General features: G+C 44.2%; 21 protein-coding genes and 1 pseudogene. 15 read left to right on the top strand and 7 right to left on the bottom strand.

Going from position 1 to position 23,326, the window contains the following annotated elements; all coding sequences use genetic code 11:
• Positions 1-168 (top strand): annotated as a pseudogene (locus H6F44_RS23215) (IS4 family transposase); the annotation flags it as partial.
• Positions 169-224: 56 nt separating this feature from the next.
• Here the strand turns inward: H6F44_RS23215 and H6F44_RS14100 are convergent.
• The 5 genes from H6F44_RS14100 to H6F44_RS14120 form a co-directional block, all read right to left on the bottom strand.
• Complete coding sequence (locus tag H6F44_RS14100; protein WP_190351666.1) at positions 225-1,310, bottom strand: restriction endonuclease subunit S; 1,086 nt, start codon at positions 1,308-1,310, stop codon at positions 225-227.
• The gene (locus tag H6F44_RS14105; RefSeq protein ID WP_190351667.1) at positions 1,307-1,789 is read right to left on the bottom strand and encodes an endonuclease domain-containing protein; all 483 of its coding nucleotides are present in this window, start codon (positions 1,787-1,789) and stop codon (positions 1,307-1,309) included. The genes H6F44_RS14100 and H6F44_RS14105 overlap by 4 nt, the downstream gene beginning before the upstream one ends.
• A gap of 135 nt (positions 1,790-1,924) precedes the next feature.
• On the bottom strand, positions 1,925-2,275 hold the full coding sequence (locus H6F44_RS14110; protein WP_190351668.1) for a type II toxin-antitoxin system PemK/MazF family toxin: 351 nt from the start codon (positions 2,273-2,275) through the stop codon (positions 1,925-1,927).
• A complete protein-coding gene (locus tag H6F44_RS14115; protein WP_190351669.1) occupies positions 2,272-2,559 on the bottom strand; it encodes a hypothetical protein in 288 nt (95 codons plus the stop codon). Before H6F44_RS14115 ends, H6F44_RS14110 begins: the two co-directional genes overlap by 4 nt.
• Positions 2,560-2,604: 45 nt before the next feature.
• The gene (locus H6F44_RS14120; RefSeq protein WP_190351670.1) at positions 2,605-5,574 is read right to left on the bottom strand and encodes a type I restriction endonuclease subunit R; all 2,970 of its coding nucleotides are present in this window, start codon (positions 5,572-5,574) and stop codon (positions 2,605-2,607) included.
• A gap of 80 nt (positions 5,575-5,654) precedes the next feature.
• On the opposite strand from H6F44_RS14120, the gene H6F44_RS14125 reads away from it, so the two are divergent.
• The 5 genes from H6F44_RS14125 to H6F44_RS14145 all read left to right on the top strand — a co-directional run bounded on the left by H6F44_RS14125 (position 5,655) and on the right by H6F44_RS14145 (position 11,016).
• Positions 5,655-6,335 carry a response regulator transcription factor gene (locus H6F44_RS14125; protein ID WP_190351693.1) on the top strand — a complete coding sequence of 227 codons (681 nt, stop codon included), beginning with the start codon at positions 5,655-5,657 and terminating at the stop codon, positions 6,333-6,335.
• Positions 6,336-6,493: 158 nt separating this feature from the next.
• A complete protein-coding gene (locus H6F44_RS14130; protein WP_190351671.1) occupies positions 6,494-7,939 on the top strand; it encodes an O-antigen ligase domain-containing protein in 1,446 nt (481 codons plus the stop codon).
• 30 nt (positions 7,940-7,969) lie between these two features.
• Complete coding sequence (locus H6F44_RS14135; protein WP_190351672.1) at positions 7,970-9,106, top strand: glycosyltransferase family 4 protein; 1,137 nt, start codon at positions 7,970-7,972, stop codon at positions 9,104-9,106.
• 25 nt (positions 9,107-9,131) lie between these two features.
• Complete coding sequence (locus H6F44_RS14140; protein WP_190351673.1) at positions 9,132-10,097, top strand: glycosyltransferase family 2 protein; 966 nt, start codon at positions 9,132-9,134, stop codon at positions 10,095-10,097.
• The gene (locus H6F44_RS14145) at positions 10,087-11,016 is read left to right on the top strand and encodes an RluA family pseudouridine synthase (protein ID WP_190351674.1); all 930 of its coding nucleotides are present in this window, start codon (positions 10,087-10,089) and stop codon (positions 11,014-11,016) included. The genes H6F44_RS14140 and H6F44_RS14145 overlap by 11 nt, the downstream gene beginning before the upstream one ends.
• On the opposite strand, the gene H6F44_RS14150 is transcribed toward H6F44_RS14145, so the two are convergent.
• The gene (locus H6F44_RS14150; RefSeq protein ID WP_190351694.1) at positions 11,017-12,033 is read right to left on the bottom strand and encodes a metal ABC transporter solute-binding protein, Zn/Mn family; all 1,017 of its coding nucleotides are present in this window, start codon (positions 12,031-12,033) and stop codon (positions 11,017-11,019) included. It abuts the gene before it with no gap.
• A gap of 247 nt (positions 12,034-12,280) precedes the next feature.
• Between H6F44_RS14150 and H6F44_RS14155 the strand changes: the two genes are divergently transcribed.
• Together H6F44_RS14155 and H6F44_RS14160 are read left to right on the top strand one after the other, a co-directional pair.
• Complete coding sequence (locus tag H6F44_RS14155) at positions 12,281-12,559, top strand: DUF3593 domain-containing protein (protein WP_190351695.1); 279 nt, start codon at positions 12,281-12,283, stop codon at positions 12,557-12,559.
• 2 nt (positions 12,560-12,561) lie between these two features.
• Positions 12,562-13,947, top strand: coding sequence for an FtsX-like permease family protein (locus H6F44_RS14160; protein WP_190351675.1), 1,386 nt, complete (start codon positions 12,562-12,564; stop codon positions 13,945-13,947).
• Positions 13,948-13,998: 51 nt separating this feature from the next.
• Here H6F44_RS14160 and H6F44_RS14165 read toward each other — a convergent pair whose 3' ends face one another.
• Entirely contained in the window at positions 13,999-15,933 is a 1,935-nt protein-coding gene (locus tag H6F44_RS14165; RefSeq protein WP_190351676.1) for an iron uptake porin, read from the bottom strand.
• A gap of 236 nt (positions 15,934-16,169) precedes the next feature.
• Here H6F44_RS14165 and carA point away from each other — a divergent pair, with 236 nt between their 5' ends.
• The 7 genes from carA to H6F44_RS24055 all read left to right on the top strand — a co-directional run bounded on the left by carA (position 16,170) and on the right by H6F44_RS24055 (position 23,287).
• On the top strand, positions 16,170-17,330 hold the full coding sequence (carA, locus tag H6F44_RS14170) for a glutamine-hydrolyzing carbamoyl-phosphate synthase small subunit (RefSeq protein ID WP_190351677.1): 1,161 nt from the start codon (positions 16,170-16,172) through the stop codon (positions 17,328-17,330).
• Positions 17,331-17,553: 223 nt separating this feature from the next.
• Positions 17,554-18,645, top strand: a complete 1,092-nt coding sequence (locus H6F44_RS14175; protein WP_190351678.1) for a RuBisCO accumulation factor 1 — start codon at positions 17,554-17,556, stop codon at positions 18,643-18,645.
• 424 nt (positions 18,646-19,069) lie between these two features.
• Positions 19,070-19,546 (top strand): DUF29 domain-containing protein, encoded by a 477-nt coding sequence (locus H6F44_RS14180; RefSeq protein ID WP_190351679.1) that lies wholly within the window; start codon positions 19,070-19,072, stop codon positions 19,544-19,546.
• A 59-nt stretch (positions 19,547-19,605) separates the two neighbouring features.
• Positions 19,606-21,546 carry a formylglycine-generating enzyme family protein gene (locus tag H6F44_RS14185; RefSeq protein WP_190351680.1) on the top strand — a complete coding sequence of 647 codons (1,941 nt, stop codon included), beginning with the start codon at positions 19,606-19,608 and terminating at the stop codon, positions 21,544-21,546.
• A 130-nt stretch (positions 21,547-21,676) separates the two neighbouring features.
• Positions 21,677-22,030, top strand: a complete 354-nt coding sequence (gene avd / locus H6F44_RS14190; RefSeq protein ID WP_190351681.1) for a diversity-generating retroelement protein Avd — start codon at positions 21,677-21,679, stop codon at positions 22,028-22,030.
• 62 nt (positions 22,031-22,092) lie between these two features.
• The gene (locus tag H6F44_RS14195) at positions 22,093-23,172 is read left to right on the top strand and encodes an RNA-directed DNA polymerase (protein WP_190351682.1); all 1,080 of its coding nucleotides are present in this window, start codon (positions 22,093-22,095) and stop codon (positions 23,170-23,172) included.
• On the top strand, positions 23,147-23,287 hold the full coding sequence (locus H6F44_RS24055) for an SUMF1/EgtB/PvdO family nonheme iron enzyme (protein WP_242016578.1): 141 nt from the start codon (positions 23,147-23,149) through the stop codon (positions 23,285-23,287). The genes H6F44_RS14195 and H6F44_RS24055 overlap by 26 nt, the downstream gene beginning before the upstream one ends.
• Positions 23,288-23,326: the final 39 nt, after the last annotated feature.

Consider the following 23,326-nt stretch of genomic DNA (forward strand, 5'->3'; position numbering starts at 1 on the left):
ACGATCCAAATCTACACTTGCTTAATAGCGTATGTTTTATTAGAGCTAGTAGAGATACCAAAAGAGTTTGGCTGTAAGATGTTAGATAAACTGAGGTATTTACAAGCATTCATGAGTGAGAATATCAGTTATGTACATTGGTTTAGGAAGATAGTGATATTAAGCTGAAATCACGCTTTTTGCAGGAGTAGTGTGTCCACTTTTGGGATAACCTCATGTCTGATTCAACACTTCTGCTTTAGTTGACTTGAATACAAATGCACCACTGTATCACCTTGAGCAATTTTTGCTATTTCAAATTTTTTGTGACTATTTAGGTAATAGCTCATAAAAACTCCGTTTTGATTGCAACGAATTACATTTATATCCCCACCTAAAGCTACACCATCTAATAAAAGACAAGATGCTGTTGCGATATCTAGCTTTGTTTCACCAGATGAAGGCATAAGCACATCATTATTACTGCCTATAAAAAGATCTGATATTGCTAAATTAGTTCTTGAGACAATGCTATTAATTGTTTCTTGGTAATGTGTATAAAGTTCCCCATAACGAACGCATGGCAATACTCCATCATCATTAATATCTGACTTTGAAATACCTTTCCCTTTATAAAAAGATGCTATTTCTCCTAACTTTTTTTCTTCCCACTCTCCCGCATCCCAAAACTCAGGGAATCGCAACTTTGGCAGGGTTTCGCCTTCTGCGGGGAAAAGCTGCTGCATTAGCCCTTTTTTGTGGGCTTTGAGGGTGTCGAGTTTTTGGGCTTCTAAGGTGATGCGATCGTCTATGGAAGAAAGGCAGTCAGCGATTTTTTGTTGTTCGGGAAGGGTTGGCAATGAAACCTTAATTGTGGAAAAGTTCTCGTAAAAAAGATAATTACGTATTCCTCCTTCAACATTATTATTTACTGATTGATTAAAAATTTCCGTATCAAAAAAATGTTTCAGATACTTATCAATAACTACATCGGTGGATTTAAAGCACACATATAATGAACTAACTATAATGTCGTCTAAATCTTCGCTATAACCGATAGATCCGACATTGATTCTTGCGGGATTGTATGCAAATGTTCTTTTGTTAATTATTTTATAGAGTGTGATGTCGTAGCCACGCTTGTTACTGTCAACACCTTCAAATTGTTCTGCCTGTGGCACAAAACCAACTTTATTGTTAATTGAGTAAATGGGATATTTTTTCCCTTCCTTATTCCTTTTATCAGTCTTGTATGTTACATCCCCAAGATTTTTCTCCTCCCACTCTCCCGCATCCCGAAACTCAGGAAAACGCAACTTAGGCACACTCATAGCTCACCCCCATACGTTATAGAACCACCCCCTGCCCCCTCCAGAGGAGGGGAATTAAGCAATCCCAAATTCCCCTCCTCTGGAGGGGTGTCCCGAAGGGACGGGGTGGTAAAAACCTCATGACCGCGCAAAAAATCCATCACACCCGCCATATTATTTTTCACATCGCGATCGCGTAAATGAATCACCGTTAAGCCTAAGCCCATCAAAAAAGCATCCCGAATTGCATCATATTCCACCTTATCATCATGACTACTACCATCCACCTCAATCACCACCGACTTTTCCGCACAATAAAAATCAACAATATAGTTACCGATGATTTTCTGGCGATCGAAATCCAACCCAAAAAACTGCTTCCGTTTAAGTTGATTCCACATCAACACCTCAGCCAAATTACCAGCACGCCGCAACTCCCGCGCCCGTTCTTTTAGGGCTGGGTTATAGGGGAGAGACATATAGTTTTTAGTGTCACGCATAGTATTGATTTCTTGGCTTCGTTTGTAAGTTTTACCACCCCGTCAGGCTACGCCTGCCCCCCCTCCAGAGGATGGGAATTTTTCGGCTTATTCCCCTGCTCTGGAGGGGCAGGGGTGGTCTTATCACATCTCTCATTAGCTATCCTCCGCAATCCAGACAGCAAGTTTTTGGCGAATCCGATACAATCGCCCATGACCGATCGCCCCCAAACTGCCCATAAGTAACGAACTTTCTAAAACCGCAAGGCGAGATAATCTCAATACACTCGCCACTTTTAGCCCTGTAGCCGCAAAATCAGGATCACTAGTCAACAAAATCTCATCAATTTGTTGATCAGCTTGCCGCAACTGCGAAGAAACCATACAAACGAGCCAATCATCAAACTGAACCGAGGCTTGGCGTAGCATCAGCACTGGGCGCAGTTTTGCGCCAGAAAGATCGGTAAAAGGAAAAGGTACAAGCACAATTTGCCCCGATTGTTTCATTGCCAACGCTCCTCAAGATCATCGAGACTGTAGAGACAAGGTTCGTCTTCCATGCCACGCATTGCCTGAGCCATCGACATTTGCCTAAAATCTTCATCCAAGTCAACATCAGGCATCTCTAACAACCACTGCGCCAAAGATTCACTCTTTAATTGGTTTGAGTTAGTCAGTATTTTTTGCCGCGCTCTTTCCTCTAAGTAAAGAACATAATTCAGTAACTCTGCCTGTGACGACAACGGCAAAGCAGCAGCATGATATTGAATCTGTTGCAAAATTATATTCATAGTCTTGCCAACTCCTGTGAAATCACCCAAGCACTAATCAAATTATCACTCATACGCCTTTAACCCCGAAATTTCTCGACCCTGTGCCAACCTGTGCAACAACGGAATTAAATCCGCCATCAAAGCCAACTCCTTTTTAGTCCGTGCTTTCCAGCCCAAATCTAAGGGAGCTAACAGATCATTAAGCTGCTCACCATCAAAAATCATGCGCCGCAAAATGCCATCCACAAAAGTTTGTAGCGCCGCAGCTTCTAAACCATGCTGAGAAGCGATCGCCGCCAACTCCCGCGCACTTTTTTCCGCCTTGAACTGCTCATAACCCTCACGAATTGCCTTTTCATCAAACGCCTGACCCACAGGCAACGTATTGATATAACCAATCAAATCCTCATCAATGAATTTTGCATCAGCCTGAATCAAACCAATCAACTCAGCACGGGTCATTTTCTGCTTGTCGGGCTTGTCATAGGTAGACCGAGCGATTAGCCCCATGATGTAGTCATAGTCAATCACCGCCGAAGCAAACAACACAAACTCAAAATCTAATTGTTCCACTTCTGGACTGGTATTACCTTTGCCCTGTTGCACCTTCAGCCTTTGAGCAGTATCCAGATAAACACCTCGAAAAGCTTGTAACTGCTCTTGGGGAATCACCTTAGCGATCGCCTCTGTGTTTTCAGTCGTCAGGTCAGTATATTGATCGATTTGAGTCTTTAGGCGTTGCACCTCCTTAAACAGATTCACAAACTGCCCCCTTGCTGCATCACCTTTGAGGTTCGGCACTGATTCGGGGGCATAGGTCAAGCCCTGCGACTGCATAAACTTATCGAGATTTTGAACCGCTACTTCGAGCTTGGCGATCGCCATAGGTGCAGGCTCAACCAACCAAATTTCCTGCGCCCGTTCCTTAAACTCTCCAGAGAATAGCTTGATCGCTTCATCAACGGGATCTTGCTGCTGCCGAAAGTCGAGAATATTGCCATAGGGCTTCGTATCATTCAGTACGCGATTTGTCCGCGAAAAAGCTTGAATTAGCCCGTGATACTTCAAATTTTTATCGACATAGAGAGTATTCAAATACTTTGAGTCAAAGCCAGTCAGCAGCATATCCACCACAATTGTGATGTCAATCTTTTGAGCATGGGGCAAATCACTATTAGAGTATTGCTGATCTTTAATTCGCTTCTGCACATCCTGATAGTACAGATCGAAATTATTAATATCGTGATTGGTTCGGAATTGGGCATTGTAATCAGCAATAATCGCCTTCAGTGCTTCCTTTTTACCTTCTGGGTCAACTTGGTTGTCTGCCTTTTCCGTAAGTAGATCTTCTTGCAGTTGTTTTACATCCTTATTGCCCTCCGCAGGCGGCGAAAATACACAGGCAATATTTAAGGGCTGAAAGTCAGGATCGGCTATCTGCTTCTGTGCCTGAATTTGTTTAAACAACTCATGATAGGCGATCGCATCATTAATCGAGCTAGTCGCAAGAATCGCATTAAACTTACGCCCTGCCGTCGCCGCATGGTGCTTTGTCAAAATCGCCTCAGCGATCGCCTCTTTCGGTATTGCCTCCCCTGACTTGGGTGGATTCTTGCCTTCAGGCTTGTAATAGTCAATATGAAAGCGCAAAACATTACGATCCTCGATCGCATCAGTAATCGTATAAGCATGAAGCTGCTGCTGAAAAATCGATTCTGTAGTCTTATAAGAAGCTTGATTACCCTCAATTTGTTGCACAGTCGCATTTTTATCAAAAATGGGCGTACCCGTAAAACCAAATAACTGAGCATTCGGGAAAAATTCGACAATTGCCCGATGGTTCTCACCAAACTGTGAGCGATGGCACTCATCAAAAATAAACACAATCCGTTTATAGCGCAGTGGCTCTAGCCTTTCCTTATAGTTGCGCTTTTTGCCATTCTTACTATCATCATCCAGCGCTAGGCTCAATTTCTGGATTGTTGTCACAATTACCTTGTCTGCATAATTATTGGATAGCAAACGCTGTACTAGGGTTTCCGTATTGGTATTTTCTTCGACACAACCCTCCTGAAACTTATTAAATTCTTCCCTCGTTTGGCGATCAAGATCCTTGCGATCGACTACAAACAGGCATTTTTCAATATCGGGATTATCTTTTAATAAAGTCGAAGCCTTAAAAGAAGTGAGAGTCTTGCCACTGCCCGTAGTATGCCAAATGTACCCATTGCCAGAGTTCTGATGAATGCACTCCACAATCGACTTAACAGCATAAATCTGATAGGGACGCATCATCATTAGTTTCTGTTCACTCGCCACCAGCACCATATAGCGGCTGATCATCTGCCCTAGCGTACATTTCGCCAAAAACTTTTCGGCAAAGGTATCAAGATGGGTAATTTTGCGATTATCTTCCCCAGCAAATTGATAGATCGGTAAAAAGCGCTCTTCAGCATCAAAACTAAAGTGGCGGTTATTGTTATTCGCGAAGTACCAAGTATCGCTACGATTACTCACGATGAACAGTTGCAAAAAACACAACAATGTTTTCGTGTAACCATTGCCTACGTCGTTTTTGTAATCCACAATCTGCTGCATCGCTCGACGCGGCGTAATGCTTAAGTTCTTTAGTTCAATTTGTACCACTGGCACACCATTGATTAGCAGCAGCACATCGTAGCGGTGATAGCTATTGTCTGTATTAATCCGAAGCTGGTTAATGACTTCAAAGGTGTTTTTGCACCAATCCTTAACATTTACGAGAGTGTAAACAAGAGGTGTCCCATCGTCACGCTCAAAGCTATTGCGATCGCGCAAGTGTTGAGAAGCCGTAAACACATCAGGCGTAACAATCTGCTCTAACAGTCGCGAAAATTCGCCATCTGTGAGATGCACACGGTTAAGCGACTCGAACTTTTCACGAAAGTTTTTCTCTAGTGTTGTGCGATCGCGTATATCAGGACGATAACTGTATTTGAGATCGCCTAACTTTTCAATCAAGGCTTGTTCGATGGCTTGTTCGTTCAAGGTCATGCTCAGCAGTATACAGGTAGGACAAAACTAAATGAGGGTAGTATTTTTACAATCAGTTTACCACTATGGAATCCGCAACGATGAATAATCGCATTCTACTGATTGAAGATGACCCCAAGTTATCGAAATTTATCGAAATGGAACTTGGTTTAGAAGGTTATCAAATAACTGTGGCAATGACAGGCTTAGATGGTTTGCAACTAGCCCGTAATACGCAGCCCGATCTGGTGATTTTAGATTGGATGTTACCCGAAATATCAGGATTAGATATTTGCACAAGGCTACGCAAAACGGGGGTACAAGTACCGATCATTATGCTGACGGCCAAGGATGAAATCAGCGATCGCGTCACAGGTTTAAATGCAGGAGCCGATGATTATCTCACTAAGCCCTTCAGTATTGAGGAATTACTCGCCAGAATCAATGCGAGAATGCGGCGAATGTATCCCGAAGCGATCGACAATTTGCAGTTTGAAGATATTACTTTGCGGCATACTAGCCACGAAGTCCATCGGGCGGGGCAGAGGGTCGATCTCACCGCTAAAGAGTTTGATTTACTAGAATTTATGCTGCGTCATCCCCAGCAGGTTTTAACCCGTGACCAGATCCTCGAATCGGTGTGGGGCTATGACTTCATGGGCGAGTCAAATATTATTGAGGTGTATATTCGGGCTTTACGCATCAAATTAGAAGTGCATAATCCGAAACGGTTACTGCATACAGTGCGCGGTGTGGGCTATGTCCTACGCAGTCAAGCATAGGCGCAAAGCTGTAGATCGAGCCTGACGACAAAGGGATACAGCAATTATGGCATTTATTTGGGGAGATTTGGCAGTCAATCAGGTTAATCATATACCCTACAGACTCTCTATACTACCTATAGAACCCGTAGATCCCAATACATTCCCAATACATATTTATGAGCTTCACCCCCGACTATTTGTCAAATCCGCAGCCAAATCAAAAACTTGTCCAAGCATCTAGTTTAGAAGGATGGCTAGTGATTGGCTTGTTTATTGCCATGAATATAGTCTTATTAATCGCAGGCGGGATTGGCGCAAGGGTGCTGAGTATTGCTTTCCCCCTCGGCACATTTGTGGTGGCTTGGTTTCTCTATTTTCGCTATCCAATACTCTATATCGGCTTTGTGTGGTGGATCATCTTTTTAGTAGCTTTTGTGAGAAGAATTGCTGATTTCCGTCTGGGGGCTTTTACCGACTCTAATCCAATTTTGCTGGCTCCTTACTTAGCAATTTTAGCTTCTGCAAATACCCTGTATCTCAACTTGCCCAAGGTTAAAGAAAGAGGAACTCTGCCCTTTTTGTTGGCTTTAGCTAGTGTGATGTATGCCTATGGGATTGCGCTTTTATATCCTGGCATGACGGTAATTAAAGCCACGCTTACCCTGCTTACTTGGATTACACCTATACTTTGGGGCTTCTATACTTACATCAATTGGCAAAGATATCCAGAATATAGCAAGGTTACACGCCGAATATTTCTTTGGGGCGCTTTAGTTATGGGGCTTTATGGCATCTATCAATATGTGTCTCCTCCAGAATGGGAGAAAATGTGGTTGTTAGGATCGGGTATGGATGGTAGTTCTGGCAGTCCTGTGCCTTATGGGTTGAGGGTTTGGAGTACTTTAAATTCCTTTGGGGTTTATGCAGATGTGATTGCGACGGTGTTGCTGATTTTGCCTAGTTGTAGTAGTCCTTTGGTTTTGCCTGCGGCGATCGCTGGCGGATTATCCCTTCTATTTACCTCTGCGCGGACGGGTTGGATCGCTTGGTTTGCAGGTTTTTTATTTACAACATCCTTTTTACCGACCAAACAAAAACTTCGCCTAATTGCGGGTTTATTAGTCATATCCCTAGTTATGATTCCTATTGCCTCAATGGAACCATTTTCCACCAACCTGTCTAAGCGCCTTAACAGTCTGTCTGATTTAGAAAACGATAATAGCGCTCAGGTTAGGAAAATGATTTACCAGGACTTTTTTCAATATCGAATTTATAACGTCTTGGGTGATGGCTTAGGGGTGCATGAAATTGTGGATAGTGGACCAATGTCTTTAATTGTAGATTTGGGATGGGTTGGTACAGTTCCCTACGTGGGTGGTTTAATACTTTGCTTGATCAGCTTGTTTCAGAATTTAAAGAATTATTCGGATTTATTTATTAAGTCCTGTTGTGGTGTGCTGTTGAAATGTTTGGTGGTTTTCTTGGCTGCGAGGAGTACGGCTGGAACCCCAGGCATATTAATTTGGGGTTTTTTAGGGATTGCGATGGCGGGTCAAAAATATATCCAACATAGTCAAACTCACAACTTAATTCAGGATTTGCGATCGCGACAGATACAATAATCTGTATATGAAGGCTCATAAAGGCTGTATATGAAAATTTGCATTGTTACGCATAACATTATTAAGGGTGATGGTCAGGGACGCGCAAATTATGAAATTGTGCTGGAAGCTTTACGGCGTGGCCATCAGGTCACGTTGGTAGCGATGCGGGTTGCGCCAGACCTGTTACACCATGATTCGTTAAAATGGGTCAAAATCTCCACAGAACGTTTCCCCACGGCTTTGTTAAGTAATTTTGTGTTTGCGTGGCAAAGCCAACAATGGCTCAAACAAAATCATCGCGAGTTTGATCTTTTACAGATCTATGGTTGCGTGACTGATTTTGACTGCGATATTAATACGGTGCAGTTTGTGCATAGTGGCTGGTTGCGATCGCCTTTTCATACATCTAAGTTGCGCGGCGGTTGGTATGGTAAGTATCAATGGCTCTTTAGTGCTTTAAATGCGAGTTGGGAGAAGAAAGCATTCCAGAAATCGAAGTTGGTGATTGCCGTATCAGAGTGCATCAAGCAAGAGCTAATGGAAATCAATGTACCTGCGGCAAATATTCGCGTGATCCTCAATGGTGTGGATGTGGATGAATTTTTTCCAGGTAAGGGCGATCGCGCTAAGTTGGGGTTGCCAGAGTCAGTGCCACTAGCGATGTTTACAGGCGACATTCGCACCCCCCGCAAAAATTTGGATAGCGTTTTGAAGGCTTTGGTGAAAGTGCCTGATTTGCACCTTGCCGTTGTCGGTGCGACTGCCAGAAGCCCCTATCCTGACCTCTCCCAAGAGTTAGGTATAGCCGATCGCGTGCATTTCTTAGGATTTCGCCGCGATGTGCCAGAGATCATGAAGGCGGTGGATTTCTTTGTGTTTCCATCCCGCTATGAGGCCTGTACATTGGTATTGCTAGAGGCTTTGGGTACAGGCATTCCTGTGATTACGGCAGTAACAACAGGAGGAGCCGAGATTGTTAAGCCTGAATGTGGCATTTTGCTATCTAGCTCTGAGGATGTGGCGGCATTGGCGGATGGCATGGCAAGGTTGGCAGCCGATCGCGAGTTACGTTTACAAATGGGCAGATCCGCCAGGGCGATCGCCGAGCAGCATACTTGGAAGAGCAAGGCTGAGGCTTACAACAACCTGTTTGAGGAATATTTAACCATGTCCGCTAATAGCTAAAAGCCAAAATTCAACCAGAATAATCATGAAAATTACCGTAGTCGTACCAACTTATCGCCGCACTAAGGATTTGCAGGTTTGTTTATTAGCTTTGAGTAAACAGGTGCGTCCAGTGGATGAATTATGGATCACTGTTAGAGACATTGATACCGAAACATGGCAATTTTTGGAGAATCTGAGTCCAGAAATTGCCGCTTTGCCAATGCAAACAATTACGGTCACGGTCACAGGCGTTGTGGCGGCGATGAATTTGGGGTTAGCGGCCGCCACTGGCGATATAGTCGCTTTTACTGATGACGACTCTGGGGCGCATCCCCATTGGCTAGAGCAGATCGAGCAGGTTTTCTTGGCAGACCCTCAAGTTGGTGCTGTGGGTGGGCGCGATTGGGTTTATCACGGCAAGGAGCTAGAAGCAGGCGCAAAAGAGCGCGTGGGCAAAGTGCAGTGGTTTGGACGGTTGGTTGGCAATCATCACATTGGTGTTGGTGGGGCGAGGGAGGTGGACTTTTTGAAAGGGGTAAATATGAGTTTTCGGCGCGAGGCGATCGCCGATCCGCGTTATGAACCGATGCGTTTTGATCCAAGGATGCGCGGCACTGGGGCGCAGGTAAATTTTGAGGTAATCTTCTGCCTAGAGCTAAAGCGCAGAGGCTGGAAATTAATTTATGATTCGGAAATTGGGGTGGATCATTTTCGTGGCGCTCGCTTTGACGAAGATAAACGGGACTCCTTTAACCCCCTAGCAGTGACCAACGCTGTGCATAATGAGTCTCTGGCAATTTTAGACTATTTATCCGACTGGGAAAGATTTGTGTTTGGCATCTGGGCGATCGCTATTGGCACTAGAGACTCCTTCGGGCTATTGCAGTGCTTACGTTTTTTGCCAAAGCAGGGAAAGACAGCAATCCGCAGGTTATGGGCAAGTTGGCAAGGGCGCTGGCAGGGATGGCGGACTTGGCAAGCAGGGCGAGCTGCCAGCAATGGAGGTTAACAATTTGCACCTCATCGAAGTCTCAGCAGATTTAGCAGGGGAACGCATCGATCGTTTTTTAGCCTTACAGCTTGCAGATTTGTCGCGATCGCGCATTCAAACCCTAATTGACGAGGGCTATATTTCCGTCAATGATCTGCCCTGTGGCAATAAAAAAGACTTGATTAAAGCTGGCGACCGCATCTGTGTGATTACTCCCGATGCCCAGCCCCTCGACTTAGTGGCGCAGTCCATAGAATTAGATATTCTCTATGAAGACCAAGAATTAATCGTGATTAATAAACCCGCAGGGATGGTCGTGCATCCTGCGGCAGGACATCGTGATGGCACATTAGTAAATGCGCTATTGGCACATTGCAACGAGCTTTCAGGGATCAATGGCACACAGCGCCCAGGCATTGTGCATCGTCTCGATAAGGATACAAGCGGCGTGATGGTGGTGGCAAAGACCGATCGCGCCCATCAGTCTCTGCAAGGGCAAATTCAAGCCAAAACCGCAAGGCGCGAATATTTGGGGATCGTGCGCGGTGTACCTAAATCGGAGACAGGCACAATTGATGCGGCGATCGCCCGTCACAAAAGCGATCGTAAAAAAATGGCAATCAGCACCGATGGTCGCCGCGCCGTCACCCATTGGCAAATCCAAGAGCGTCTGGGCAATTACACCCTCGTTAAGTTTGAGCTAGAAACAGGACGCACCCACCAAATTCGCGTCCATGCAGCGCATATGGGTTGGGCGATCGCCTGCGATCCTGTCTATGGTCATCCCCAAAAAGAATTTGCTCAATATCTTTCAGGGCAAGCCCTCCACGCATGGCGGCTCACCTTTGTCCATCCTCTATCAGGGCAGGTCGTTGAAAATACAGCCCCAATTCCCCAAGGATTTGCCAAATTATTAGCCATACTGCGCCGCCGCTAGCTATTTGCCTTGAAATGGGGTAAACTTGCCGCCCAAGCCTTCCACAATAGTCCTTGTATTGGCGATCAACATACCTGCATAGGTTTCCGCTTCACTCCCTTTTACTCCCAAACCATCAGCATAGAGTTCCCGTTCCGACACCTTGACATTTGCCTCCTTCGCAACGGTCGTAATCAACTTAGGATTAATAGATACCTCAGCAAAAATAGTGGGAACTTGACTAGACTTAATAACATTCACTAGCTCCTTCACCCTTGTGGGGGTGGGCTGTTCATCGGTACTTAGTCCATTCAAAGCCCCCTCCACGGTAATTCCATAGGCCTGAGCATAGTAGCCAAGGGCATCATGGGTGGTGACTAGCTTCCTTGATGCTTCGGGAATGGTAGCAATTTGGGTCTTGATCCAAGCATCAATTTGTTCTAGTTCATTGACTAACTTAGTGGTGTTAGCGCTGTAGATTGCCGCTTGATCTGGACGTAATTCACTCAGACTCTTGCTAATTGCTTGAGCAATTTTGATTCCATTTTGGGCGTTATTCCACACATGGGGATCGGCTTCTTTGGCATTTTCGTCAGCCTTTTTTTCTTCCTTGTCATGATCGTGATCGTGACCATGGCTATGACCATCGGCAGTCATGATGGGGCTAGGCACAGCTACTTCATTGATCGCAATTTTGGGAGCTTTGTTAGAACTTGCATTCACCAATTTGATCAGACTTGGCTCAAAGTCATAACCACCATAGAGGATCAGCTTGGCAGAGTCGATCGCTTTGCGATCTTCAGGACTTGGCTGATACACATGAGGGTCAACACCCGCCTCCACTAGGCATTTGAGGTTAATGGTATCCCCTGCGATTTGGCTGGCTAGTCCACAGGAAACAGAATTTGTCACTACAACTAGGGGCAAATCCGTAGTCTTTGCCGTAGTTGCTGGTGTTTGGGCAGTAGTTGTATTGGGCTGTTGTGCCGTGTTGCTGACCGAACAAGCGGCTAGGCTTGTGGCGATCGCAAGCACCATGCCTAAGGAATAGAGCTTTGTCCGATCATACTGATTTAATCGTGGATTTAAAGTTAGTTTATTGAGCTTATTGAACGACATATTTAGCCTTTATTGCAAGTAATGATAATCATTATCATAACACTTTAAGCTTGAATACTTTCGAGCAGCACGACGTAGCCATTTCTTAATTTTGGTATGATTTAGTGGCATAAAAGTATTGCTCAATCAGATTGCCCAGACCTATTATTTGCAAGTAACAATCCCGATGACCAAAGAAACCATATTTGGGCTGTCCCTATTTCCCTATCTCGCCTTCCTATGGTTTGCGACTAAATCACAACAATTTCCCAAATTAAGTTTATGGGGATTTTATGGAACCTTGATATTTGTGGCGATTACCATTCCCGCAGGTATCTATGCTCAAGTTCAATATAATGATGTCCTAGCTAATGTGGATTGGCTGCATGGGAGCGCTGAATCTTTTTTAACGATTACGAATATTTTGTTGGTTTTAGGCTTCAAATCTGCCCTTGAAAATGAATAATTATGATTCTTGCTGTTCCCCTAGCTTGGCTGCAACTTACCTACGAAAAAAGCCGACTACTCGCCGCGATCGCGGGCATTACCTTTGCCGTTGTCTTAATATTTTTGCAACTGGGGTTTCGTGATGCTCTATTCAGTAGTGCCATTCGCTTACAGAGCAACCTGATCGGCGATCTCGTAATCATTAGCCCGCAATCTACTAATTTAGTGGGAATGCGAAATTTCTCACAGCGCCGCCTCTATCAAAGCCTTGGCATTGATGGTGTAAAGTCTGTTAATCCTGTCTATATCGGTCTTGGTGCATGGAAAATTAAGGAAGATCCTGCGGGGCAAACCCGCAATATTTTGGTGGTGGGTGCAGATCCTGATACTGAAGTATTTAAGGTGGTGGGCGCATCGACAAATATTGATCGGACTAAGGTGCAAGATGTGGTGTTGTTTGATCGCGCTTCCCGTGCTGAGTTTGGTCCGATCGTCAGTGAGTGTGGGGCGATCGCCCTCAAAGCGAAATTTACCGATGAGGCATTTGCCTGTAACAGCTTTGTCACCCGCGAAGTGGAAAACCGTAAATTAACTATCGGTGGTCTGTTTGAGTTGGGGGCATCCTTTGCCGCCGATGGCGCATTAATTACTAGCGATACTAATTTTTTAAGGATATTTAACAATCGCCGTGCAGGGTTGATCAATATCGGCTTGATTAATTTAGAGGCTAAAGTTTCCCCCTATGCTGTCATGCTCAAGTTTATTCAGGATATGCCTGAGCATATGGTGATATTACCCCGCGAAAAGCTAGAGCCAGATGGCAAGAGAATTCTGGTTCTCTATCAAGAGCAGGTGGATGCTAATGGGAAGGTTGTGCGGGAAGAGAATAAAAATAAGGTGGCGATCGCCCAATCAGATCTCACGATCGCTGATTTAGAAAAAACCCAAGATGCGGCGATCGATGATGCCCGCATCATGACCATACAGGGATATATCGATTTTGAGAAAGGTTACTGGCAAAGAAGTACAGCGATCGGTTTTATTTTCACCCTTGGCACAGTCATGGGCTTTATCGTTGGTATCGTGATCGTCTATCAGATTTTATATACCGATGTCTCTGACCATATGGCAGAATATGCCACCCTCAAGGCTATGGGCTATGGCAATTTCTATCTCGCAAGAGTCGTAATTCAGGAAGCTTTTTTATTATCAATTTTAGGATTTATTCCAGGCTTAGGAATTTCCTTCTTCCTATACAACTTGACCAAAAATGCAACCTTACTACCTCTCTATATCTGGGATAAGGCAATCCCTGTACTGATGCTGACCATGATTATGTGCGTAATTTCTGGCACAATCTCCTTACGCAAAGTCCAATCTGCCGATCCTGCGGAAATTTTTGGGTAATAAAATTAAAAAGCGCGGCGTAGCCGCGCTTTTTAATTTTCTGATTAGTAACTAGAATCTAAACTGTGTACGGAGATTGCCGACAAATACAGTTGGGTTAGTTGAGAAGCTATTGGGATTGAAAATGGCATAAACCGCAGGCACGATCGCGATGTTATTGCTAATTGGATAGTAATAAGAAAGCTCTAGATCATACTGAGTTGCACCATTGCCGCCACCAGATAACAAGAAGTTGCGTCCACTGCTATACATATGGGGAATAACAAAAGAAAGCACGCCAAGGGAGCCTTCTTTAAACAAATCAGGGAATGCCATGCCGAACTGCACAGAATGAGCCGCAATGTCGCCACCTTGGACAATAGCACTCACTGGCGAAATCTTGGTGTTACCGTAGGAATAACGTCCAAACAGCCCAAAATTCTTAGAAAGCAACCAATCAAAGTTAAAAACAATTGTGTCAGCTGTCGCTGTTTTGATCGCGCCGCCTTGACCATCATCAGCTATACCATAGGGCAATGGCTCGCCTGTAGCTCCCCCGATAAATTGTTGGGTAGCTCCACTGCTAGGCAGAATATTGGATCGGGTATACATTAAACGGATATTGGCATCACGGCTTGGAGAATAGACCAACTCAGTACTAATCGTATTCGTACCTCCAAATAGACCCTGCAAAGGATTACTGGAGGTATTAACATTGGGGTTAGTAGCAGGATTTAGGAATTCAGTGTTTTCACCGAGATAGGCGGTTGTCCACCTAAACTGAGGGCTAAGCGTCCAAGTCACAACTGCGCCCGAACCACGGTCAACGGAATTAGACAAGGTGCTACCATTGGAGTTGAAACTGGTCGCGCCTGTTAAGAAGTTAGTGAAACGGTTGCCATCAAAGTAGCGATAGAAGTTAATCCTTGGACCAACGGCAATATTCACGCTATCAGTGAGCGGGAAGCTATAGAACAACTCGCGAACATTAAATTGATTAGCGGTTGGTACGCCTGTTTGATCTAGAAATGGCGTTCCCCAAGAGTTGGTAAAGCCTGCGGATACAAAGTTGTTAGCGGGGGAGTTGCCGTTGCCAGTTACCAATTGAGTAACTAAAGCATCTTTACCCGTAAAAGAGGTAGTTAGCGTTAAGAATAGGTAGTAACTAAAAGTAACATTAGGGTTAGTCCTTTGAACGGTAGAAGGGACTCCGCCAACTCCACGCACAGGAGCGGCAAAAACACTACCACTAGGACCGCGCTCTGCGGTTACAGAACCACCTGCGGTTGCGCCTGTGAGGTTAAAGAAAGCGAGACCACTGAGCTTGGTTGTAGGGGAAAATTGTTGAGCTTCGAGGGTGGCAACCTTCTTATCAAGGGCATCAACCCTTCCGCGCAGGGTGGTGAGTTCGGCGGCAAATTCTTCTTGCAGCTTTTGTAATGCCGCTAGATCTTCCTTAGATACCTTATCAGCTAAACCTGCGGCAATAATCTCATTGATTTTATCTAGACAAGCATTCAAACCAGCCGCAAACTCGTAACGGGATAGAGCCTTGCCGCCACGAAAGGTGCTGTCAGGATAGCCAGCAATGCAGCCGTAACGCTCGACTAGAGATTGCAAAGCTGTAAAAGCCCAATCGGTGGGGCGCACATCGGATAGCTGAGAAACCGATGTTACCGAGGCAACTTCGGCGGTTTCTGCTAATTGATCCACAGCTAAACCGCTAATTGGGGAGTTGGCGGCTGGGTTAAGCTGAAGATTGACGGCATTTTCTTGACGATTAATCAGATCGGCGATCGCGGTATCCTTTGTTTCCGCAATTTTTACGTCCTTCGCATCTGCGATTTTAGGCTCTATGATCGCCATATTTGCAGGATCTTTTACCTCGGCGATCGCTGCATCTTTAGCTACAGGATCTGGCGCTGCCTGGGCAGAATTTGCAGCTACACTCGATAGAGCCGCGATCGCCACTAGGTAAGATATAGAATTCTTGAAAGCCTTTGACATAACTCCTCAAACCAATGGATAGATCAATGACGGATACTGTATACAGTATCCATACGTGCTTTAATCTAACTTTAAATTTATGATTGGTTTCTGTATTACAGAATACTAAGCCTTCGATCCAAAGTCTCTACTACTGCTAATTTTTACAATCTTGTGACTTAGATAACGTTTAGAATGAGCGCTAATGTCCACAATAATTATTCGACAGGACATAATAACGAGCAGTTTTAGAAGATATGGCAACAAAGCAAGCGGCGATTTTGGTCTTAGCAGATGGTACTTGTTACAACGGCTATGCCTTTGGTGCTTCTGGCACAGCGATCGGTGAAGTGGTCTTTAATACGGGCATGACGGGATATCAAGAGGTCATTACCGATCCTAGCTATCGCGGGCAAATTGTTACTTTCACCTGTCCCGAACTAGGCAATACGGGCGTAAACCCCGAAGATGAAGAGTCCGATCGCCCACAGGTACGCGGTGTCATTGCCAGAAATATTACAGTTCTGCCTAGCAACTGGCGATCGCGCCAAACCTTACCCGACTACCTCAAGGCGCATAACGTAGTCGGCATTTCAGGAATTGACACCCGCGCCCTCACCCGCAAGCTGCGATCGCTAGGGGCAATGAATGGCGGCATTTCCACCGAAATCCTCGATCCGCAAGCATTATTGGCTAAGGTTAATGCTGCCCCCTCTATGCAAGGACTAAACCTCGCCCAAGAAGCCTCCACCGATCGCATTTATGAATGGACAGAAAAAACCCTCACAGAGTGGGAATTTGTCGAACCCGCCCATTTATCAGGTGATACGCTCACGGTGGTAGCGATCGATTTTGGGGTCAAGAAAAATATTTTGCGTCGTCTTGCCAGCTATGGTTGCCGCGTGATTGTTGTCCCCGCTAATACACCTGCCGAAACCATTCTCGCTTACAACCCCGATGGCATCTTCCTCTCCAATGGACCTGGCGATCCTGCGGCGGTCACAGAGGGCATTGCTACCGCCAAAGTTTTGCTAGAGGCAAATAAACCCATGTTTGGTATTTGTCTGGGGCATCAAATTCTAGGCTTATCCATGGGCGGCGACACCTTTAAGCTCAAATTTGGACATCGCGGACTCAATCAACCCGCCCAAAATCAGGCCGAAAACGCCGATCGCCGCGTGGAAATTACTAGTCAAAATCACGGCTTTGCCCTCACAGGTGAGTCCTTTGAAACCTCCCCAGCCATGCTCACCCACATCAACCTCAACGATCGCACCGTTGCAGGACTAGAGCATAAAACCTTGCCGATTTTCTCCGTGCAGTATCACCCTGAAGCAAGCCCAGGTCCCCACGATGCCGACTATTTGTTTGAGCGCTTTGTAATGGCAATGCGCGAACATAAAAAAGCCGTCGCCTAGAGCTTGCTTGAAAAGTCTCGACATTCGCTAAAAAAAACGATTGATCCCCCCCAGCCCCCCTTATGAAGGGGTGAGGGTTTTCTTCTTCCCCCTTCACAAGGGGGATTGAGGGGGATCAACGCTTTTAAATGCTTACTTTTAAATGCTTACTTAAATGCTTACTTGATTTGGGTTTGAGCGCAAAGCGCTGTAAAATCCTTTAATACCCAGTACCTGTAAGATCATGCCCGTTCCTGTTGAAAATTTTCCTGCCGATTCCGAAAGCCTATTGAAGCTATTGCGCCACAAACAAGGAACTTGGGTACAGTGGGGGCAGGCTTGCCAAGCTCTGCAAAAAATGGGTGAAACCTCCCTAGCAATTTTTGAGAATACAGGTTTTGAACCCATTCAACAAAATCAGATCGTGGTGGCATCACAGGTATATGCCAGCCTCGAAGCAGGCAGTGCCGATGCCCATGTGCTACATCATTTCCAGCAAAAAGGTAGTGATATTCTCCACGAGTTGCGCGTACTCACCCAATCCGAACGGGTGACGATGGCAACCTTTGCCCTTGAGAAGAATTTAGATGTTTTAGAAGCTAAGGATGTCGTTAAGGCAATCAAAGAAGCGGCGAATATGGCAAATCTACCCGAAGGCTTCACCCGTCATCCTGGGGATGCGGTGGTACTGCAAGTTCTCAAATCTGCACAGGGTAAAGTCGATCCGCAGGAAAAAACGCGATTAATTGCTAGAGGTTTGCGCTTTGCCCATAGCCCCAAGGCAAGGTTAGCGATCGAGCAGCTATTGCTAGACATGGCAAACCCCAATCCCAAAAAAGCGCCCAATCTGCCCAACTTTCGCTATGACGGCGAAGATAATATTCCGCGCATTTTGCCTGTGGTGGGCAATCTGCCCCTATCCATTGAGCAGTTTCTCAAGGTGGCACAGGTTCAAGAAACTGCGCCCTTTGGCATTGTCCATGCTCAAGCCGAGACAACTTGGGTGACGCTGCCAGGGTGGTTGGTGGTGCATCAAGCTGAGGATGGCGTGGTGGTTGCTTGCAATACAGATACTTTGCAACCAGTAATTAATCAAGATGTATTGAGTTCTGTACGCGATCGCGCCGAAGATGTATTGATATTAATTGATCGCGCCCAAAGGGAATGGGATGAAAATAGTTATTTTGCGATCGCTGGTGCGGATGGCAATCTCAATTTTGCATGGTTTGACAGCGCCCCCAATGTCGAACTCTTCGGTAAAATCACCCTCACCCTGCGCCCTAAGCGTTTCTTCGATGAAGAAGCCTCAAAGGAGCGCTGGCAGTTTGAAGAGTAAGCATTAACAGTAAAATTAATGGTTAACTCCTAGCGATAAGCAAACATGAAAATCAAGAGTCTCCATATTCAAAACTTGCGTGGAATTAAAGATCTATTCATTTGGAAATAGAAGAGATTAACAAAAAGTCAATCTCATATCGACATTGGATTTTATCAACACTGATGCAGGGATTGTTGCAGAATTGCGGCAAACCTATGGCAAAGACAGCAATCGTATTTTAGAAGAGGATATAAATCTTTGGGATGCTTAATCAAGTTGGTTGGCGAAGTCACTATGTAGCAAGTCATTTTGCTGCGAAGATGATGACTCAACGCAAACAAGTAAATAGCTTTTCAAGTACCTTTGCATATAGCAAGCGATCGCCTAAGCCATCCATTACAATATAAAAAGTCGATAAGTTAACCCAATTGAGAAGAAAGCCATGACAGAAGCAGTTGCTGAAAATGTTAAGGACATTAGGGCGCGATCGCTCTATGAGCAAGACATTTTGCTATGGGTCGAAGATACTGTGGCAAAGCTCAAGGCTGGAGATTTTCAAAATTTAGATCTTATTAACTTAATTGAGGAGGTGGAGTCTTTGGGGCTTTCGCAAAAAAAGGAGCTATTGAGTCGTCTGGTGACATTGCTAGAGCATATTCTCAAACGGATGTATGTAGATATTCCCAATGATTATAACGGATGGGAGCGCACAATTCGTAATCAGCGCGTTGAATTAGAACTTTTATTAAAGCAAGTACCAAGCTTAAAAAATAGATGGGATGATAGTTTTGTTGAGGCATGGCGAGTTGCTTTAAAAACAGTACGGAAGGAATATCGTCAGATAAATTTTCCCAATCGCTGGCAATATCCCCAAGACATTGAGACTATGCTCGATCGCGATTTTTGGGAGGATGTTTAGTTTGCTTGAGTTTTGCGTATGATAGTATTCATTAAATAATCGCTTAAAATCTGCTGAATATGACAAATAACAATGACGGCAAGCGCGAGATTAAGATCTACAAGAAAACCTATCGGCTGCCAGCACTATCGGGGGGCAAGCTAGATGATCTGCAACAGCAAATCCGCCAGCGCAATGAACATTTGAGTAAAGGGCGATTGATTGTCAAGAATGAGTCAGTCATTGTGCCAGAAGAAAAAATTGTCATCGAAGAAGAAAAACGGGGTTTATTCGGGAATAAGGTTATTAGGCGCGAAAAAAAGGTCATTGAACAAGTACGTAAACTTGTTAAGCGAGAGAAGCGGGAGCCTCTTAATTTTGAAGAACGCTATCGAGAGCTAAATGCGATCGTGCAGAACTATGACGAAATGGTGCAGGTACTCAAGCATCATCAGTACGATTATCAAAAATTCTTTCAGGAATTAGCAAAAGAAATCAAGGAAACCATTGGCGAAAACTGTAAGGCGATTGCTGAGAAAGAAACTAAGCGTTTGCAAAAGGAACAGCAAGAGCTACAAAAAGCTAATCCTAACTCGCAAGTACTAGCGATGCTGGGTAATATGCGATCGCAATTGTTTGATATTGCCAAATCAACGGGATATGCGGCAGTGCTAATGCTCAAAAAATTGGACTTGATGAGTGAGAGTCTTAAACGTATTGCCAGCGATCAGGATTCGCAAAAGCAGTTATTGGCGCAAGTGCTAGAAGAAATTCGATCGCAAAAGGATCTCTACGAGTTGCAATTAGAAATTAATGCGTTGCAAGCCAAGACTGCTGAATTTGTAGATATTGCTCTCAATTTTGAGGAATATATGAAGCCTTTTATGGGCAGTTTTCAGGACCTGCTAACCAATGTCTCTAAAGTGGACAAAGAGCTATCAAAGGCAATGAATGAGATTCAGAATATTGCGAATTTGCTAGAAGCCCAGCAATTTCAAAGTATTGAATCAGATCGCGAATCTCAGCGCATTGCTGACTTTTTGGTGACTGGCGAAATGAAAAAAGATCGGTTACAGGATGCGTTAGACCGTATGAATAGCGTCCAGTCACAAGCTGATTTTGATGCTCAGTTGATGGGTGCTGGTAAGGGGGTAACTATTTCTGATTGTTTGGCAAATATTCGCGAGTTTCTGGATCTAAAACTGGAGAAGGTTACAGAAATTGATATACCTGCGATCACAGTGGATGAAAACATATCTGCTGACCTTGGATTGCCGCATATTTCTCTAAATCTAACCAATTACTCTGAAGATGACCTGACCCTCGACCTCAGTAAGGGCATCACCCTAGAACTAGTGCGTGTTTCTGGTGGTAGCTTTATGATGGGATCGCCTGATGGTCAAGGCGACAATGATGAACGTCCACAGCATCGGGTGACATTACAGGAATTTCTAATTGGCAAATATGCAGTCACTAATTCCCAATGGGAAGCGGTGATGAAAACTAAAGGATCAGCAAATTGCGATCCAAAATTTCAAGGTGCAGATCAGCCTGTGGTTGGAATTTCGTGGCATGATGCTAAGAAGTTTTGTGAAGAACTCTCTCAAAGAGTCAAAAGGAATGTTAGATTAGCTAGTGAAGCTGAATGGGAATATGCCGCTAAAGGAGGCAATCAAAGTAGAGGCTTTATCTACTCAGGCAGTAATGACCTGAATGATGTCGGCTGGTATGGCAGCAATAGCGGTTCCGTAACTCATACAGTGGGTGAAAAAACAGCTAATGAACTTGGCATTTATGACATGAGTGGCAATGTTTGGGAATGGTGTGAAGATGTCTGGCATGAAAATTATAATGGTGCGCCCAGCGATGGCTCTGCGTGGCTGACTGGCGGCGAACAAAATAGACGCGCCCTGCGTGGTGGCTCGTGGTACTTCAATGCGCTCGATTGTCGTTCGGCAATTCGCGTCAGGGACAATGCAGGCTATAGGTACTACGGCATCGGTTTTCGGGTTGTCTTGTGAGTTTGCCTTTTCGCGTGAGGACTTTTTCTTTATACTTTTTCCCTTTTTCCCTTTACCCTCTTTCTTATATACTCTTCTTAGCGCCTGTGGCGCTTTTTTTTATTTTTTAGAAGTCAAATATGAAATAAAGATGAGTACACAACCAGTTGATTTGCCAGTTATCCAAAAAACTTACGATCTGATTAAATGGTATATTCCCATTATTAACAGAATGCCCAAGCATCATAAATTTGGACTAGGCGATAGAATTACCAACTATCTCTATGATATCATGGAATCATTAATTATTGCCAGATATACAAAAGATAAAATATCAATTTTAGAAACTCTCAATGCTAAGCTAGATATACTCAGGCATCAATCAAGGCTATTACTAGATTTTCATCAAATTGAAGAAGAAAGATACGTTTATATTAACACCCAATTACAGGAAATAGGCAATGAAATTGGTGGTTGGCTAAAATATCAAAAAAACAAAAAATAATCAAAAAATAATTTTGATTGGTTTTAACAAAGTTAGATTATAAAATTAAATTGCAATGCTCTATGAAACGAATTGGTAATCTTTGGGAAGAAATTATTAGCTATCAAAATATTATATTAGCCGCAAAAAAAGCCCAAAGAGGTAAGAGATTTCGCCCCAATGTTTTAGAGTTTAATTATAATTTAGAAAATGAAATAATCACCCTCAAACAAGAATTAGAAACCCAAACCTATATCCCCAGCGATTACAAAGTATTCCAAATCATCGATCCTAAACCCCGTCAGATTTCGGCTGCACCTTACAGAGATCGAGTAGTACATCACGCTCTCTGCAATGTTATTGCTCCCATATTTGAGAAATCTTTTATCACCGATTCCTATGCTAACCGTAGAGGATTTGGTACGCACAAAGCCCTGCGCCGCTTTATCAAATTTGCTCAGGCTAGTCGCTACATTCTGCAATGCGATATCAAAAAATATTTCCCAACTATCGATCATGCAATTCTCAAACAAATCATTCGCCGCAAAATTAAATGCCCCAAAACCCTCTGGTTAATTGACCTAATTATTGATCACAGCAATCCTCAAGAACCAGTCCAGTTATACTTTTCAGGTGACGATCTATTATCACCCCTAGCCCATCGCAAAGGCTTACCCCTTGGTAATCTCACCAGTCAATTTTTCGCAAATATCTATCTCAATGAATTTGACCATTTTGTAAAAGAACGACTTCAAGCCAAACGATATGTGCGTTATGTCGATGATTTTGCCATATTTTCCGACGATCTTGACTTTCTCAAATTCGCCAAGCTAGAGATAGAACTATATCTTGCAAAAATCAGATTGCAACTTCATTCGGGCAAAACTCAAATTTTTGAAACCAAGTATGGTATAAATTTTGTGGGATTTCGGATTGTAAACAATCAGATTCGTGTGATATCTAAAAACATTAGACGAGGCAGAAAACGTCTTAACCGTCTATACAAGCAGGTAAGTTTAGGTGAAGCGAGTACAGACCAAATCCAAAGTTCAATCCAAGCATGGAGAGGACATCTGCAACATGGCAATACATGGCAGTTGCAGCAACAGTTATTTAGTGGTCTTGGGTTCGCCCAAGATGCTAGAGAAGGTGCAAATCCATAGCGCCCTGCGTGGTGGCTCGTGGAACAACAATGCGATCAATTGTCGTTCGGCAAATCGCAACAGGAACAATGCAGACAATAGGAACAACAACATCGGTTTTCGGGTTGTCTTGTGAGTTTGCCTTTTCGCGTGAGGACTACCAATAGTCAGAGTC

This window comes from Pseudanabaena cinerea FACHB-1277 (assembly GCF_014696345.1).
GTDB lineage: Bacteria > Cyanobacteriota > Cyanobacteriia > Pseudanabaenales > Pseudanabaenaceae > Pseudanabaena > Pseudanabaena cinerea.